This is a genomic window from Streptomyces caeruleatus (genome assembly GCF_001514235.1).
GTDB lineage: Bacteria > Actinomycetota > Actinomycetes > Streptomycetales > Streptomycetaceae > Streptomyces > Streptomyces caeruleatus.
The window spans coordinates 39,589-54,527 of record NZ_KQ948944.1 but is presented as its reverse complement, the minus strand read 5'-3'; the positions used below and the strand labels follow the sequence as shown (position 1 = coordinate 54,527).

The 14,939-nt window shown below is 68.9% G+C and carries 11 protein-coding genes and 1 pseudogene; 5 read left to right on the top strand and 7 right to left on the bottom strand.

The features are described 5' to 3' along the window. Positions 1–29 precede the first annotated feature (29 nt). Positions 30–104 (top strand): annotated as a pseudogene (locus AQJ67_RS50900) (LacI family DNA-binding transcriptional regulator); the annotation flags it as partial. Positions 105–210: 106 nt separating this feature from the next. Then, positions 211–1,050 (top strand): substrate-binding domain-containing protein, encoded by an 840-nt coding sequence (locus tag AQJ67_RS40370; RefSeq protein ID WP_425264223.1) that lies wholly within the window; start codon positions 211–213, stop codon positions 1,048–1,050. 61 nt (positions 1,051–1,111) lie between these two features. Here the strand turns inward: AQJ67_RS40370 and AQJ67_RS40365 are convergent, their stop codons facing one another. Further along, positions 1,112–1,687, bottom strand: coding sequence for a hypothetical protein (locus AQJ67_RS40365; RefSeq protein ID WP_159058918.1), 576 nt, complete (start codon positions 1,685–1,687; stop codon positions 1,112–1,114). Positions 1,688–2,039: 352 nt separating this feature from the next. On the opposite strand from AQJ67_RS40365, the gene AQJ67_RS40360 reads away from it, so the two are divergent. Next, positions 2,040–4,436 carry an ATP-binding SpoIIE family protein phosphatase gene (locus tag AQJ67_RS40360; RefSeq protein ID WP_341846195.1) on the top strand — a complete coding sequence of 799 codons (2,397 nt, stop codon included), beginning with the start codon at positions 2,040–2,042 and terminating at the stop codon, positions 4,434–4,436. Positions 4,437–4,458: 22 nt separating this feature from the next. On the opposite strand, the gene AQJ67_RS40355 is transcribed toward AQJ67_RS40360, so the two are convergent. The 6 genes from AQJ67_RS40355 to AQJ67_RS40330 all read right to left on the bottom strand — a co-directional run bounded on the left by AQJ67_RS40355 (position 4,459) and on the right by AQJ67_RS40330 (position 9,788). Next, the gene (locus AQJ67_RS40355; protein ID WP_062724491.1) at positions 4,459–5,658 is read right to left on the bottom strand and encodes an acetyl-CoA C-acyltransferase; all 1,200 of its coding nucleotides are present in this window, start codon (positions 5,656–5,658) and stop codon (positions 4,459–4,461) included. Between the two features lie 55 nt (positions 5,659–5,713). Continuing rightward, complete coding sequence (locus AQJ67_RS40350; protein ID WP_062724490.1) at positions 5,714–6,622, bottom strand: SDR family NAD(P)-dependent oxidoreductase; 909 nt, start codon at positions 6,620–6,622, stop codon at positions 5,714–5,716. A 216-nt stretch (positions 6,623–6,838) separates the two neighbouring features. Then, complete coding sequence (locus tag AQJ67_RS40345) at positions 6,839–8,074, bottom strand: hypothetical protein (protein WP_062724489.1); 1,236 nt, start codon at positions 8,072–8,074, stop codon at positions 6,839–6,841. Further along, the gene (locus tag AQJ67_RS40340) at positions 8,071–8,316 is read right to left on the bottom strand and encodes a hypothetical protein (protein WP_062724488.1); all 246 of its coding nucleotides are present in this window, start codon (positions 8,314–8,316) and stop codon (positions 8,071–8,073) included. The genes AQJ67_RS40345 and AQJ67_RS40340 overlap by 4 nt, the downstream gene beginning before the upstream one ends. Continuing rightward, positions 8,313–8,963 (bottom strand): VOC family protein, encoded by a 651-nt coding sequence (locus AQJ67_RS40335; protein WP_062724487.1) that lies wholly within the window; start codon positions 8,961–8,963, stop codon positions 8,313–8,315. Before AQJ67_RS40335 ends, AQJ67_RS40340 begins: the two co-directional genes overlap by 4 nt. Before the next feature lie 39 nt (positions 8,964–9,002). Then, positions 9,003–9,788, bottom strand: coding sequence for a maleate cis-trans isomerase family protein (locus AQJ67_RS40330; protein ID WP_279616923.1), 786 nt, complete (start codon positions 9,786–9,788; stop codon positions 9,003–9,005). A 719-nt stretch (positions 9,789–10,507) separates the two neighbouring features. Between AQJ67_RS40330 and AQJ67_RS40325 the strand changes: the two genes are divergently transcribed. Further along, the gene (locus tag AQJ67_RS40325; RefSeq protein ID WP_062724486.1) at positions 10,508–12,610 is read left to right on the top strand and encodes a hydantoinase/oxoprolinase family protein; all 2,103 of its coding nucleotides are present in this window, start codon (positions 10,508–10,510) and stop codon (positions 12,608–12,610) included. Positions 12,611–12,621: 11 nt separating this feature from the next. Then, positions 12,622–14,937: a hydantoinase B/oxoprolinase family protein gene (locus AQJ67_RS40320; protein ID WP_062724485.1), complete on the top strand. Its 2,316-nt coding sequence runs from the start codon at positions 12,622–12,624 to the stop codon at positions 14,935–14,937. Positions 14,938–14,939: the final 2 nt, after the last annotated feature.

The following is a 14,939-nucleotide window of genomic DNA, read 5'->3' as shown; positions in this document are numbered from 1 at the left end:
GCTCTGCAGGTGAGGATGGCCCGAGCACGATCCGTGATGTCGCGGCGCAGGCAGGTGTCTCCGTAGCAACCGTTTCCAGAACGCTGGCCGGCAACTATCCCGTCTCCGCCGCTACGCGCGAACGTGTCATGGCAGCGGTGGAGTCGCTTCGCTATGTGGTGAACGTGCACGCCAAGGCGCTCCGGGCGGGTCGCCGGCCCCATCGCCCTGGTGCTGAGGGACATCACGGGTCCCTCGCTCGCCCATGTCGCCGCGGGGGTCGAGCAGGAGGCAGCCCTGCGGGGCCGGTTGAGCCTGGTGTGCGCCACCCACGGGGACACGGAACGCGAGGACGACCTGGTGCAGCTCATGCGCGAGCAGCACGTGGCCGCGGTCCTGCCTGTCGGCGGAGCGGTGCAGGACGAGGCATATTTCCAGCGCATGGCCGAGTACGTGCGGGCGTTGGACGCCGCCGGGTCCCGTCTCGTGCTCGTGGGCCGCCCGTCGCTGCCCGGGGATCTCCCGGTGACTGTCGTGGACTACGACAACCGAGGAGGTGCCTTCCAGGCTGCCGATCACCTGCTCGTCCAGGGCCACCGCCGCATCCTCTTCCTGGGCGGCGATCCCCAGCTGAGCACTGCGAGCCGGCGGCGGGAGGGGTTTCTGCACGCTCTGCGCGCGCACGGGGTGGAGTACGCGGAGGAGCTGGACATCCCCGGCCCGTACACCCGTGTCTCCGGCTACCAGCGCACACGGGACGCACTGAAGAGAGGCGACTTCACCGGCATCGTCGCGGGCACCGACATGGTGGCGCTCGGGGCACTGGCCGCGCTCCGAGACCAAGGCCTCGATGTCCCCGGGGACGTCTCGTTGGTGGGCTTCGACGACGTCCCCTTCGCTGCGGACCTCAGCCCGTGGCTCACTTCGGTCAGGGTTCCGTACGAGGATCTCGGCCGTACGGCGGTGAGGCTGGCGCTGGAACGCGGTGAGCGCATCACCAGCGACGATCACGTGGTCCTGAGCACCCAACTGGTGATCCGCCAATCGGTACGCAGGCTGAAAGCCGGGTGACCGGCGGACCGGGCGTACACGCCAGGGCCTTCGTGGTGAGATCTCCCCTCGACCAGCGGGGTCAGTCCATGCCGAACACCATGATCGTCAGGCTCGTCGCCATGGCAAGGTACTCGGCGCTCAGGAGTCGCCTGCGGGAACGCGCACAGAGCCGAACGACAGCGACGGCCGTCCACGCGAGGTAGACCAGGACCGCCGCTACCACGACCAGATGGGGCGCGGTGGTGGCGCCGGATGCCGACGTGGGCATGCCCGACATGCTCATGTTGGGCATGTCGGGCATCGACGGTGGCGCTCCCCTGTGCGAGGGCATCGCTTGCCCGAATGCGAGGGCTGCCCCCATGATCACGGCACCGATCGCGCGATGAACTTCCACCACGCCTTCGTGACTGGCGAGCCGGGCTATGAAGACGGCACCGGCGAGCACGGTCAGGACGGCTGCTCCGACGTAGCGAACACCGGAGCCAGGGACGATGACGGACGCCAGCATCACCGCGGTCATCGTGACCGCGAGTGCGGGCCGGCCATCCGGTCCGCGCAGCCGGCGCCACGCAACATGACTACTTCGGTCATGTCGGATACCGGCCTTGCTCGACGACAGTCCGCCCATCGCATCCGGCCCGCCTTTCAGCGCCATGACGGCGCGGCAAACCCCCATGGCATCCAAGTGGGAAGCCGTACGTGCCGAAATTCTCATTTGGCTGCGGATCCACCGACACATCACCCAGCACGAAACAAAGAAACCCCAGGCCAGCGCCTTGTGCCGGCACCGTCATCGAGATCGCACAGGCGTGACGACGCCCGACCGATACAGGCTCCTCCCTCGCCAACGTCACTGCGAGTGACTCCCCGGCCGCCGGAGAGTGTCCCAGAGTGGGCCGCCCTGACATTGCCGATGGCACCAGCCACCCAGAAGACGCATCGGCACGACGCCCTCGAGCTCTGATAGAGCCAATATGGTATGTATGGCGCACATAATGGGACATGGGATGGACATGAACGCCTCGGCCAGTCGCTCCAGCCGCCGGGCTGCCAGCCACACTGCTCTGGCGACCGCCGTCCTCGGCAGCGAGGGCACCATCCTCCGCTGGTCTCGTGCCGCGACGGAACTACTGGGCCGCACCAGCGAGGAGGTCTGCGGCCACCTGGTCTGGGAGCTGTTCGCCGATGCCCTCGCCTACCCCTGGGGGAACGTTCGGCGTCGGTCGTTGTTCCCGGGGACAGGTCAGGCGCGGCTCCGGCACCGGTCGGGCAGCACGGTGGAGGTGGTCTTTCACGCGCTGGCGCTGGAGGGTGGCGAGTACGTCGTCCTGGCGGCCCCCAGCCACCTCGTGGCGGACGAAGGAGATGCCTGGTCTCTGGGAGGTCTGTTCCGCCAGGGCCGCATCGTTGTCTGCGTCCACGACACCGACCTGAACATCGCGCGGGCTGACGCCACCTTGCGGACGTTCACCGGAACGCCCTGGCCTGTCGGCGCTTTGCGGGACATTCTCTCTCCCGAGGAAGTCGAAGCCACCGAGGCGGCGCTTCGCCAGGTACTGGACACGGGCGTGCCACTCGTCGGGCGACCTGGCCGTCTGCGGTGGCCGCTGCCTCCTGGACGGCGGCGGACCATGTCCCTGTCCGCCTTCCAGCTGGAGAACGCGTCCGGGCACCCGACCGGTGTCGCCACGGTCTTCACCGACATCAGCGAGCAGGAGCGCATCCGCCGCCACCTGGCCCTGCGGCACGCGGCGGCGGAAAGGATCGGCGCGTCCCTCGACGTCAACCGCACCGCACAGGACCTGGCGGAGATCCTGGTCACCTCCCTCGGTGATCTGGCATGGGTGGTGCTCGCCGACGCTGTGTTCGAAGGGGACGAGCCACCCAAACTGGTCGGCGGCGGCCGGTGGCACATGCGTCGTGCCGCAGTGGCATCGGCCTCCGGTACCTGGCCCTCCCGGCTCCTGCCACCTCTCGCGGAATATCCCCCACTGCCGGACGGCCCCATCATGCAGCACCTGCAACGCGGCAAAGCCGTCACTGGCCATCGAACGGAACACCCCATGTTCCACATACCGGAACTGGAACCGCTCTTCATCCCTGAGCACGGGCACTCGTTCATGTCGTCACCGCTGTACGCCCGAGGACTGGTGCTCGGTCTCGTCGTCGTCTGGCGCACCGAGAAGCCGGACGCCTTCGACGACGTGGACTCGGGTGTGCTGACAGAGATCGCCTCCCGGGCGGCCCTGAGCGTGGACAACGCCCGCCGGTACACCCACGAGCGCCGCGCCGCCATCGCCCTCCAGCGGCACCTGCTTCCGCAGGCCACCACCAGCACCACAGCTGCCGATACGGTGGGTCTCTACCAGCCCGCCGGCGGCGGGGCGGAGATCGGCGGCGACTGGTTCGATGTCATCCACCTGCCATCGCTGCGCGTGGCCCTGGTCGTCGGGGACGTCATCGGTCACGGCCTGCACGCGACCGCCACCATGGGCCGCTTGCGCACCGCCGTCCAGACCCTCGCCGATCTGGACCTCGACCCCACAGAACTCCTGACGCACCTCGACGGCCTCGTCCAACGACTCGCGACCGAGACAACCGATGCCCAGGACAGCATCGGCGGCACGTGCCTGTACGCCGTCTACGACCCGACCAGCGGCCGCTGCACCATGGCCAGCGCCGGACACCCGCCCCCCGTGTGCGTCCAGCCAGGGGGCACCGCACGGCTCCTCGGGCTCTCGCCCGGCCCACCTCTGGGGGTCGGCGGCATGCCTTTCGAGAGCGCCACGATCACTCTTGAGCCCGGCAGCGTCCTCGCCCTGTACACCGACGGCCTGGTCCAGGGCGTCGACATCGACATCGATACCGGCACACGGCGTCTGGTGAGCAGCCTCGCCGCTCACTGTCGCTCGGGACACTCTCTGAACGACGCCGGTCGCGACGTGTTCTCCCTCCTCGGTGACGCCCCACCCCGCGACGACGTGACGTTGTTGCTCGCCCGCACGCGCGTGCTCTCCACGGACGACACCGCGCACTGGGAGTTCCCCGCCGACCCTGCCGTCGTGGCCAAGGCCAGGGGCGCCATCGCCGACCGGCTGTCGGCCTGGGGCCTCGACGACCTCGCCTTCACCACCGAACTCATCGTCAGTGAACTGGTGACCAACGCCATCCGCTACGCGGGCGGCCCGGTGGGGTTGCGGCTGATCCGTGAGGACAGGCTGATCTGCGAGGTCACCGACCCCAGCACCACCCAGCCCCGCCTGCGCAGAGCCCGCTGGACCGATGAAGGGGGCCGTGGGCTGTTCCTCGTAGCCCAGCTCACCACCCGTTGGGGCAGCCGCTACGGACGGTACGGAAAGACCATCTGGACCGAACAGCCCATCAACCGCGGGACTGCCACGTGATCTCAGCTCATGTGACGTCGGCTCATGTGACTTCGAACAGGCCGGCGGCTCCCATGCCTCCGCCGACGCACATGGTGACCACCACGTAACGGGCCCCGCGGCGGCGGCCTTCGAGCAGCGCGTGACCCACCAGCCGTGCGCCGGTCATGCCGTAGGGATGTCCGACGGAGATGCCGCCCCCGTTGACATTGCATCGCTGTGGGTCGATGTCGAGTTCATCGCGACAGTGCACCGCTTGCGACGCGAAGGCCTCGTTGAGTTCCCACAGGTCGATGTCGTCGATGGTCAGGTCGTGCCGCTTGAGCAGCTTCGGGATGGCGAAGACCGGGCCGATGCCCATCTCCTCGGGCCCACAGCCCGCGACGGCCATGCCCCGGTAGACACCCAGGGGTCGCAGCCCTCGGCGCTCGGCCTCCTTCGCCTCCATCAGCACTGACGCCGACGCACCGTCGGACAGTTGCGAGGCGTTGCCGGCGGTGACGGTCGAGCGTCGGGTGACCTGGCCGTCGGGCAGGACAGGGCGCAGTGAGGCCAGTCCGTCGAGGGTGGTCGAGGGCCGGTTGCCCTCGTCGCGGGTGAGGGTGACCTCTTCGACGTGTGTCTCGCCGCTGTCGCGGTCGACGACCTTTCTCCGGGTCGTCAGTGGCACGATCTCCTCGTCGAAGCGTCCGGCCTTCTGCGCTGCCGTGGTGCGCTGCTGGGACAGCAGCGCGAACTCGTCCTGGCGCTCACGGCTGACGTCGTACCGTTCGGCCACGATCTCGGCCGTGTGCAGCATGGGGTAGTAGATGCCCGGTTTGTGCTCGGCCAGCCAGGGATCGTTCGTCCGGTGGTCGTTGGCGTGGTCGTTCTGCACCAGTGATATGGACTCCACTCCGCCGCCGACCGTGATCTGCATGCCGTCGTGGACGATCTGCTTGGCCGCCGTCGCGACCGCCATGAGGCCGGACGCGCACTGGCGGTCCATCGTCATGCCCGGCACGGAGTCGGGAAGTCCGGCACGGAGCGTCGCCTGTCGGGCCACGTTCATTCCCGTGGAGCCCTGTTGCATCGCGCAACCGAGGATCACGTCCTCCACGTCGGCGCGATGCAGACCGGCTCGGCGTACGGCGTGCATGATGGCGTGGGCGGCCAGTTCCTGCCCCTGCGTGTCGTTGTAGGCACCCCGGTAGGCCTTGCCGATCGGTGTCCGTGCCGTGGAGACGATGACTGCTTCTCTCATGGGCTGCTCGTTTTCCTCTGCGGTGGATCGGTGAGCTGGAGAAGGAGGACTCGGTTCAGCACTCTGTTTCGGCGGCGAGGCCGAGATAGTGGTGCAGCTGTGCCGTCATGCTGTCGGTCTCCGACGCCGTGTGGGGATCGCTGATCTTCTCCCAGTGCTCGGCGATGCCCTCGGGGGTTCGCAGGTCCGGCGGAAGGAAGTGGCCGCGCGACTCGCGCATCGTGCTGACGGCGAACACTCCGCCCCCCGCCCCGATGATCGTCTTGTTGGGCGCGTCCGGCGACACAAGGAACAGCGCGCCGGGTGTGATCGCCTCGGGCCGCATCTCCTCCAGCGCCTCAGGAGCGAAAACGGCCTCCGTCATCCTGGTCGCCGCCAGCGGTGCGAGCGCGTTGACCCGGATGCCCTTGGGCTCGCCCTCAATGGCCAGCACGTTCATCAGACCGATCAGCGCCGACTTGGCGGCGCCGTAGTTGGCCTGCCCGAAGTTGCCGTAGATCCCTGATCCCGAAGTGGTCATCAGTATCCGGCCGTAGCCTCGGTCGATCATGTGCTCCCACACCGCTTTGGTGCAGTGCACGGTTCCCATCAGGTGTACGTCGAGGACCTTGCGGAAGTCCTCCACGGTGGCCTTGCGGAAGCTGGCGTCGCGCAGGATCCCCGCGTTGTTGATCAGGATGTCCACCCTGCCCCACCGGTCCACCGCCTTCTCGACCATGGCGTCGACCTGCGGGGGGTCGGTGACGTCGGCGTGGTCGGCGATGGCCGATCCGCCGCTCGCGATGATGTCGGCGACCACCCGGACGGCCGGCGCGTCGTCGGCTGCTGTGCCGTGGACGGTTTCGCCCGGGTCGTTGACGACGACGTGGACACCGCGGGCGGCCAGTGCCAAGGCGTGGGCGCGTCCCAGGCCACCTCCGGCACCAGTGACGATCGCCACCTGGCCGCTGAAATCGATGGTCATGAGGCAACTTCCCTGTCAAGTGGGTTCGGGGTCGTGTGGTGCGGTTGATCGGCCGCGGCGGTCTCGGCAGGCCGGGACCATGGGCGCCGTCGCGGCCCCTGGAACGTCGTGTGGAAGAGGAGGGCGGACGAGCCGAGGGATGTGCGGCCCGAACCGTGTACCGCGGCCGTCACTGACCACTCCGGGACGTGTGATGCCCGGGTGTCGGCCCGTGTGTCAGGTGAACCGGGCGGTCAGCCAGGCGACGATCTCGGCGGCGGCCAGAGAGGCCCCGGTGGGAGCACCTTCCTGGACAGGCCCGCCGAAGTGGGTGCCGGCGACCTGGACGTGCTTCTTGTCCGTGGCGCCGAGGGCCGTGTACATCGCTTCGGCGTCCTCGGGAAAGCACGCCTGGTCACCGGTGAGTTCGATGAACAGGGCCGGCGAGGTCACCCCGGGCGCGCAGCGCAGGAAGTCGGCGTTGGTGCTGAGCCCGGACCAGGTCGACAGCCAGGCGTCCGGAGTGGAGAAGCGGCCGAAGCCGACGAGGCCGTAATTGGTCAGGTCGGGGCGTCTGCCGAACAGCGAGCCGTAAGGGCGTTGATTGGGGCTCAGGGACAGATCGGTGAACCGCAGGTCGGCATCGGTGCGGTACACGGTGAGGATCCTGGGGGCGAGCGCGGCACGCCGGTCGGCCGACTGCCCGCCGCTTTTGTACCGTCGGCGCGCCGCCGCGGCCTCACCCACACGGTGGCGGGCGATCTCGTCGATGCGGGCAACACGCTCGCGCTGCGCCGCCCGGTACCGGCTCACGAACTCCGGCGCGTAGCCGGAGCTCTGCGGCGGTTCGGCGAAGCCGTTGGCCGGGGCGAACGGATCGAGTGCCGGGTCGGCCGCCAGCGGGTCCGCCTCGTCGACCACCGAGGGGTCGATCAGCCTCAACAGGAGCGCCCCCTGGCCCGGATGCGGTGCCATGAAGACGGCCGCGTCGGGCACCGGCATCTCCGCTGCCGCCAGGTCGATCGGACGGCCCGCCGGGGTGGCGGTCAGCCGCTGAGCCGGTGGCAGCCCGGCCTGCTGGTGGTAGAAGGCGAACAGGGTGCCTCCGCCGGAGTGGCCGAGTGAGACGACATGGTCGAAGTCCCGCTCGCGCAGGAACACCTGCCCGGCCGCGGCGTCGAGCAGCGCCTGTTCGTGCACCAGCGCGGTGTCGTTGTTGACGGACCGAGTTCCCTGGGTCCACACCGCGTACCCGCGTGCCAGGAGTTCGGGCACCAGCACGTGATGGGTCAGATCCTGGCGTGGGTGCATCAAGGTGACCACGGTCCGGGCACCCGGTACGGTCCGCAACACGCCGCTGACCTTCGATCCGTCGGCGGTCGCCAGCTCGTGAACCGAGGTAACCGTGGTGTCGGGGACCCGGGCGGCGTCGATGTAGCGGCCGGCGCCGAGCCGCCGCGTGCTGTCGCTCATCGGGACTCAACTCGCATGGCGTCCTTGTCCCATTGCGTGATGCGGGACCCGACCAGCCCGGCCACACTGCTGTACCACACGGCGTGACGGCAGCCGGTGGCGCGGCGGTCGATGACGATCGGCGCATCGGAATCGATCCGGTAGTACGGGCCGACCCGGCCGACGGTCACCGCCGGATCCTGGGCGGCCACCGCGGCGATCGGGCGGTTCTCCGGTACGTCGAGGACGAACAGGGTGGTCATCGTGCGGCCACCTCCGTCACATCCTGCTCCTGCTCCTGCTGCCATGCGGCGGCCCGCTCGACGATCAGTTCGGCCTTGCGCGCCAGCAGCGCGGCCATGCTGGGGTCGGGCCCCGAGACCACGTCGACGAGCGCGTCGATGGTCAGATTGGCGTCGAGGTCCTCCTGCGGGGTGACCGGGCGCAGCGCACGGGTGATCTCGATCATGTAGCCGTTGGGGTCGTGGGTGTAGATCGACTCGATGGTCTCGTGCTGGATCTGCATCTCCACCGGCCACTGACTGCCGTCGAGGCGGCGCCGGTACTCCAACAGGTCTTCTTCACTGTCGACATGGATGGCCAGATGCCGGGAGCGGATGAAGAAGACGGGCACGTCCTCGGTGAAGCGGGAGTAGGAGTCTCCCTGCGGTCCGCCCTCGAACGGCTGGAGTCCGAAGTAGTAGAAGAAGGCGAGGCGGTCGTCGTTGCCGATGTCGAAGAAGAAGTGGATGAAGTCGGGGTGCTTTTCCGGGCCCCATCCGGCCGCGCAGATCGAGTGCACGACGGGGAAGCCGAGCACGTCACGGTAGAACGTGACGGTGGCGGCCGGGTCGAACGTCGGATACGCGATGTGGTCGACGCCGCGCACCGTGTGTGCGAGCTGGTCCATGATGATTCCCTAGTCTCTCGGGCCGGTCCCTGGGTCGGCTCAGGCCGGCACGGGCTGCGAGTCGGTGCGCAGCAGGCTGCCCGCGTCCGGAATCTCGACGGGCAGCCGCAGGCTGCGCAGAATGCTGTAGGCGCCCGCGGTGGCGGCGGACAGGACGGGGACGCCGAGCTCCTGCTCGGCGGCCTCGACCAGGGGCAGTGAGGGCATCTGCACGCATGCGGAGATCACCAGTGCGTCGACGCCGGTGAGGTCGAGCGAGCGTGCCGCACCCATGACACGTTCCCCGGGGATGCATCCGACTTCCGCGTTGTCGGCGACCTCCAGTGCGCGCCAGTCGGCGACCGTGAATCCCTCCGCTTCGAGGTAGTGCACGACCTTCTCCGCCAGTGGCCGCAGGTAGGGGGTGACGATTGCGATGCGCCTGGCACCCAGGGCCTTGAGCCCCTCGACGAGAGCGCCGGCACTGGAGCGGATCCGCGCGGACGAACCACCGGTGGCGAGCTGCTCGGCTGCGGCGCCCTCCACTCGTCGGTGCTCCCCGGGCCCGCCGACCATCAGGGCAACCAGACACGCGTACAGGATCACGTCGGGGGAGGCGTCGGCGATCTCCATGACGCATCGTTCCCGCTGCGCGTTCATCGCGGCCAGCTGCTCGGGCGAGACCGTGTGCATCCGCATACGGGTGGAGTGGAATGAGAACGTCGACGCCGGATGTCGGGCCAGCAACGCCGGCATCTCGGTTTCGACGGTCACGTTGGAGCTGGGTACGACCAGCCCGATCCTGTGGATGCCCATGAGGTTGCCCTTCTGCGAGGAGGGTGGCACGAGGTCATCCCTCACTCAGCCCATACTTTTACGCTGACGACGATTATTCGACGCTTATGACAGCCTCGTCAAGGCTTGGACGCGTCGAACCCCGCGGCCATGACGGGCGTCGGGCGGCGAATACACGGGCGCGCGAGGCCGAGCGAGCGTCGGGAGGCCGATGGCATGCGCCGACCAGGCCATTCGGGTCTCGTGCGCCGAGATCGACGCTGCTGCGGGCCCACCTCGGCCGGCGTCACAATGGACCCGGAGAGGGGTGCTGCCCCTGATGCGCCCCGCAGGACGGGCAGCCCCTTCACTCCTCCGGTCGCGCGGCCGAGGCCAGTCTCCGGTCGCCCCACTCCGGCGATGACCGAGAACCCGCAACGTCGAGTGCGCATAGGAGCCCCACTCACGAACAGTCGGTCGGCGACAGGCAACGGAACACTGTGTTGTGCGGACCGATCCGTCGTTTCCGGGTGTCGGCGGCGACGGAGTCCCACCTCCGGGTCGGCGGCGTTGCGCATGCTCGCATTGCAAACACGCCGGCTCCGGATGCCCTCGCGACCTCCTGCCGCACAACCCTTGACAGCTCATCGGGCGCGTCAAATACTCGACACACGCGTAAGAAAGGTCTGAGCGGCAGGCTCCTGTGGCCGCCCGCCTCCCGTGAACGCAGCCTGAGCCGCAGGCGCACGCAGCCACCTCTCACTTCCCGAATCCGAGGGAGCATCAGCGCAATGGCATATGTAATCGGCGTCGACGTCGGTGGGACATTCACCGACGCCGTACTGGACGACAACGACGGAACGGTCCTCGCGGCCAAGGCACCGTCGACTCCCCCGGACTACTCAGTAGGCGTCCTCGACGTCCTGGAGGTTCTCGCCGAGCAACTGGGTCGCCCCCTCGACGAGATGCTGGCCGACACCCACCACATCGCGCACGGGACGACCTCGTCACTCAACGCGCTGGTGATGGGTAACGTCCCCCCGGCGGGCTTCCTGACCACAGCGGGCCACCGCGACTCGATCTACATCATGAACGTCGAGGGCCGCTATCTCGGCCGCTCCCCGGACCAGCTGCAGAACGTCATGGGGCAGACCAAGGCGCACAGTCTGATCCCGAAGAAGCACGCCCTGGAGGTCGTCGAGCGCGTCGACCGCGACGGCAGGATTGTCGTCCCCTTGGACGAGGACGCCGCCCGCGAGGCCATCCGCGCCCTGATCCACGACGGCGTCTCGGCCATCGCCGTGTCCCTGCTGTGGTCCTTCCGCAACCCCGCGCACGAACAACGCGTCCGCGAACTCGTCCACGAGATCGATCCGACGATGTTCGTCTCGCTCTCCAGCGAGGTCAGCCCCCGCATCCGGGAGTTCTCACGCAACGCCACCACCATCATGAGCTCGCAGATCGGCCCCGGACTGCGCAACTATCTCGGTGAGCTCGAGAGCAAGCTGCGCGCTCACAACCTGGCCGGCCCGCTGCTGGTGATGCAGAGCAACGGCGGGGCGGTCGCCGCGGCCGAGGCTCCCCGCCAGGCGATCAGCACCGTCGGCTCGATCCTCACCGGCGGCGTGGTCGGTGCCGTCTCCCTCGGCCGGCAGCTCGGTCACCGCAACATCATCGCCACGGACGTGGGCGGGACGACCTTCCTCGTGGGTCTCGTGGTCGACGGCGAACCGGTGCGCTCCAGCACCACCATCATCAACCACCACCCGATCAACGTACCCACCCTCGAGGTCCACGCCATCGGTTCCGGCGGCGGGGCCATCGCCTGGCTCGACGCCGGCGGAAACCTGCAGATCGGCCCGCACAGCGCGCAGGCCGTGCCCGGCCCGGCCTGCTACGGGCAGGGCGGTACCGAACCGACGAACGCCGACGCCAACCTGGTGCTGGGCATCCTTCCCGAGCGTGGCCTGCTCGGCGGACGCAAGAGTCTCTCCAAGGAGCTGGCCCGCGAGGCCATCCGCACCAGGATCGCCGAGCCGCTGGGGCTGACGGTCGAGGAGGCCGCCGCCGCCATCTACGCGGTGCAGAACTCGCAGACCGGCGACCTGCTGCGCAAGACCGTCGTCGAGGCGGGCCACGATCCGCGGGAGTTCATTCTCTACGCGTTCGGCGGCGCGGGACCCGCGCACTGCGCCAGATACGCGGCCGAGGTCGGCGTGCGCGAGGTCGTCGTGCCGCTCGGCCAGGTGGCCTCCGCGTTCTCCGCCTACGGGCTGGCCTCATCGAACGTGGTGCTGGCCGCGGAGCTGTCGGATCCCGCCGCGGTCCCGCTCGACCCGGCACGCGCCGAGGAGAACTTCGCCCGTCTCGAACAGCAGGTCCGTGAGGCACTGGACCGCCAGGGCCTCACCTTCACCTCCGTCGGGATCGAGCGCGAGATCGACATGCGCTTCACCGCTCAGCTCGCCGAGATCGCCGCTCCCATCTCCACCGGCCCCGTGACACAGACCGAACTGGACTCCGCCGCGGCCTGGTTCGAGCGCCGCTACGCCGAGCTGTACGGCGAGGGCACCGGCTTCCGCGAGGCCGGCATCCAGGCCATCACCTACCGGGTCCGCGCGACCGGTGTGCTGCCCTTCTCACCGACGCTGCCCGAGGTCGAGACCGCCATGTCACCGGACCCCTCCGTCGCCCAGATCGGATCCCGCCCCGTGTGCCTCGACGGGACGATCGGCTACGTCGACACGGCCGTCTACGACTACAGCAAACTCGCCTGCGGCCATGTGATCCCCGGTCCCGCCGTCATCGAGGTGCCCACGACCACCGTGGTCATCCCGCACGGCACCACAGGCACGATCGACCACCTCGGCAACCTGACGATCCTCGCCCACTAGGAGCATCCGCGATGACCATGCACATCCCCGGTTCCGAGGTTTTCGCGAGCCGCCCCGTGGACCCGGACGACTTCGCCCGGCGACTGCCCGCCTCACTTCCGCTGCACACCGTGACCCAAGAACAGATCGACGAGCTCGACCCTCTCACCTACGAGGTCGTGCGCCACCGTCTGTGGTCGGTGACCGACGAGATGGGCGAAGCCCTCAAGCGGATGTCCGGCTCGCCCATCGTCACCGACGCCAACGACTTCGACTTCGCCATCAGTGACGAACTCGGCCAGGAAGTTCAGGTCGGCCTGTACAACACCATGCTTGTCGGGGCCGTCGACCTGGCGATCTACTGGACGCTCAAACACCGCACCGTCCGCGAGGGCGACATGTTCCTGTGCAACGACCCCTGGGTCGGCGGCGGTCTGCACCAGAACGACGTCATCGTCTTCCAGCCGATCTTCGCGGAAGGCAAACTCTTCGGCTGGACCAGTGCGGTCTGCCACGAGCCCGACCTCGGCGGCGTCGGACTCGGCTCCTTCTCCCCGGCGGCACAGGACGTGTTCTCCGAAGCGGTCCCCACCCCGCCGGTGAAGGTGGTGCGCGACTTCGAACTCCAGGAGGACATCGCGGACCTGTGGATCCGCCGCTCCCGCGTCCCCCTCCTGGTCGGCCTCGACCTGCGGGCCAAGGTCGGCTCGAACACGGTCGGCCGCAACCGGCTGCAGGAGGTGATCGAACAGTACGGCGCCGATACCGTCAAGGCCGTGATGAAGCGGATGATGAACGACGCCGAGCAGCGCCTGCGCGGCAAGCTCGCGTCGCTGCCGGACGGCACCTGGAAAGCGACCGGCTACCAGGACCAGTCCCATGAGGGCGACCGCGGACTCCACAAGATCACGGTGGCGATGACCAAGACCGGCGGCCACCTCACCTTCGACTTCACCGGCACCGATCCCCAAGCCGGCGTCATCAACTGCACCTACGCCGGAATGCGCGGCGGCGTGATGCTCGCCCTGCTGCCCACCCTGGCCTCCGACATCCCCTGGTCGGCCGGCGGACTGATGCGGTGCTTCGACCTGATCTCGGAGGAGGGCACCCTCAACAACGCCCGGTTCCCAGCGGCCGTCAGCCGCGGCCCCATCGGGCCCGCCTGGCAGACCGGATCACTCATCGCCGAATGCCTGTCCCAGATGCTCGACCGGTCGGCCGAACTCGGTGACCGGGTGCAGGCCAGCTGCTGCGGCACCCACGACACGGCGGTGCTCGCCGGCCTCGACGCGCGCGGCGAACAGCCGGTGCCGTTCATCAACATCGTGATGGACGTGATGGCGGCTGGCTACGGAGCCCGCCCGAAGGCCGACGGCATGGACACCGGCGGACTGAACTGCATCCCCATGGGCCGCATCCCGGACGTGGAGATGACCGAGTACCTGTACCCGCTCATGACCCTGTGGCGCCGGGAAGAGCCCGACTCCGGGGGCCCCGGCCGCCACCGCGGCGGCGTCAGCGGCTCCAGCGCGGTGATCCCCTACGGCACCGACACCCCCATCGGTCTGGTCGTCGCTTCCTCCGGCAAGGCGGTCGCCCAGAACAACGGACTCTCCGGCGGTTACCCAGGCAACACCGCGGTGGGCATCGTCGCCCGCGGCACCGACGTCAAGGCCGCCTTCACGGCCGGCGCCCTGCCGACCTCGCTGGACACGGTCGGCGGCACACAGGAGCTGCGGGCCTGCTACGACCAGACCTTCCTCGCCCCCGACGACGTGCTCTACCTGCACTGGCAGGGCGGCGGCGGATATGGCGACCCGCTGCTGCGCGACCCCGAGGCCGTCGCCGGCGACCTCCGGGAAGGCAAGATCACCACGGCCGGTGCCGCCGACCTCTACGGCGTGGTCTTCGACGAGGACGGCGTCGACGAGGCCGCCACCAGGACGCGCCGCGAGCAGGTCCGCCGCGGGCGCAGCACCCGCTCGACTGCACCCTCGCGCACCGACGCTCCGACTCTGGACCTGTCCCGGGCCAAGCGCCTCGACGACAACCTCGTCGAAGTGCAGACCGAAGACGCCCTCGTGGTGGGCTGCGCCCACTGCGGCCGCCTGCTCGGTGACGCCCGCACCGACACGGAACTGGACCTCGCCCGCTTCGAGGGACCCGCCTCCGTCGCCGGACCCCACGTCACCTCGGATCCCTCCGCGTATGTCGACGAGCCGGTCGTATTCCGGCAGCTGTGCTGCCCCGCCTGCTGGACCGCCCTCTACTCCGGGCTGGTCCCGGCCGACCACCCGGACCACGCGCTCGACATCGGTCGGCTGCTGCCGACGAGTGCCCAGCGGTGACA

Coding starts and splice junctions, on each gene's coding strand:
- AQJ67_RS40320 (WP_062724485.1), top strand. CDS start 12,622: ATGACCATGCACATCCCCGGTTCCGAGGTTTTCGCGAGCCGCCCCGTG.
- AQJ67_RS40335 (WP_062724487.1), bottom strand. CDS start 8,963: ATGGACCAGCTCGCACACACGGTGCGCGGCGTCGACCACATCGCGTAT.
- AQJ67_RS40325 (WP_062724486.1), top strand. CDS start 10,508: ATGGCATATGTAATCGGCGTCGACGTCGGTGGGACATTCACCGACGCC.
- AQJ67_RS40340 (WP_062724488.1), bottom strand. CDS start 8,316: ATGACCACCCTGTTCGTCCTCGACGTACCGGAGAACCGCCCGATCGCC.
- AQJ67_RS40355 (WP_062724491.1), bottom strand. CDS start 5,658: ATGAGAGAAGCAGTCATCGTCTCCACGGCACGGACACCGATCGGCAAG.
- AQJ67_RS40350 (WP_062724490.1), bottom strand. CDS start 6,622: ATGACCATCGATTTCAGCGGCCAGGTGGCGATCGTCACTGGTGCCGGA.
- AQJ67_RS40360 (WP_341846195.1), top strand. CDS start 2,040: ATGGACATGAACGCCTCGGCCAGTCGCTCCAGCCGCCGGGCTGCCAGC.
- AQJ67_RS40345 (WP_062724489.1), bottom strand. CDS start 8,074: ATGAGCGACAGCACGCGGCGGCTCGGCGCCGGCCGCTACATCGACGCC.
- AQJ67_RS40365 (WP_159058918.1), bottom strand. CDS start 1,687: ATGGCGCTGAAAGGCGGGCCGGATGCGATGGGCGGACTGTCGTCGAGC.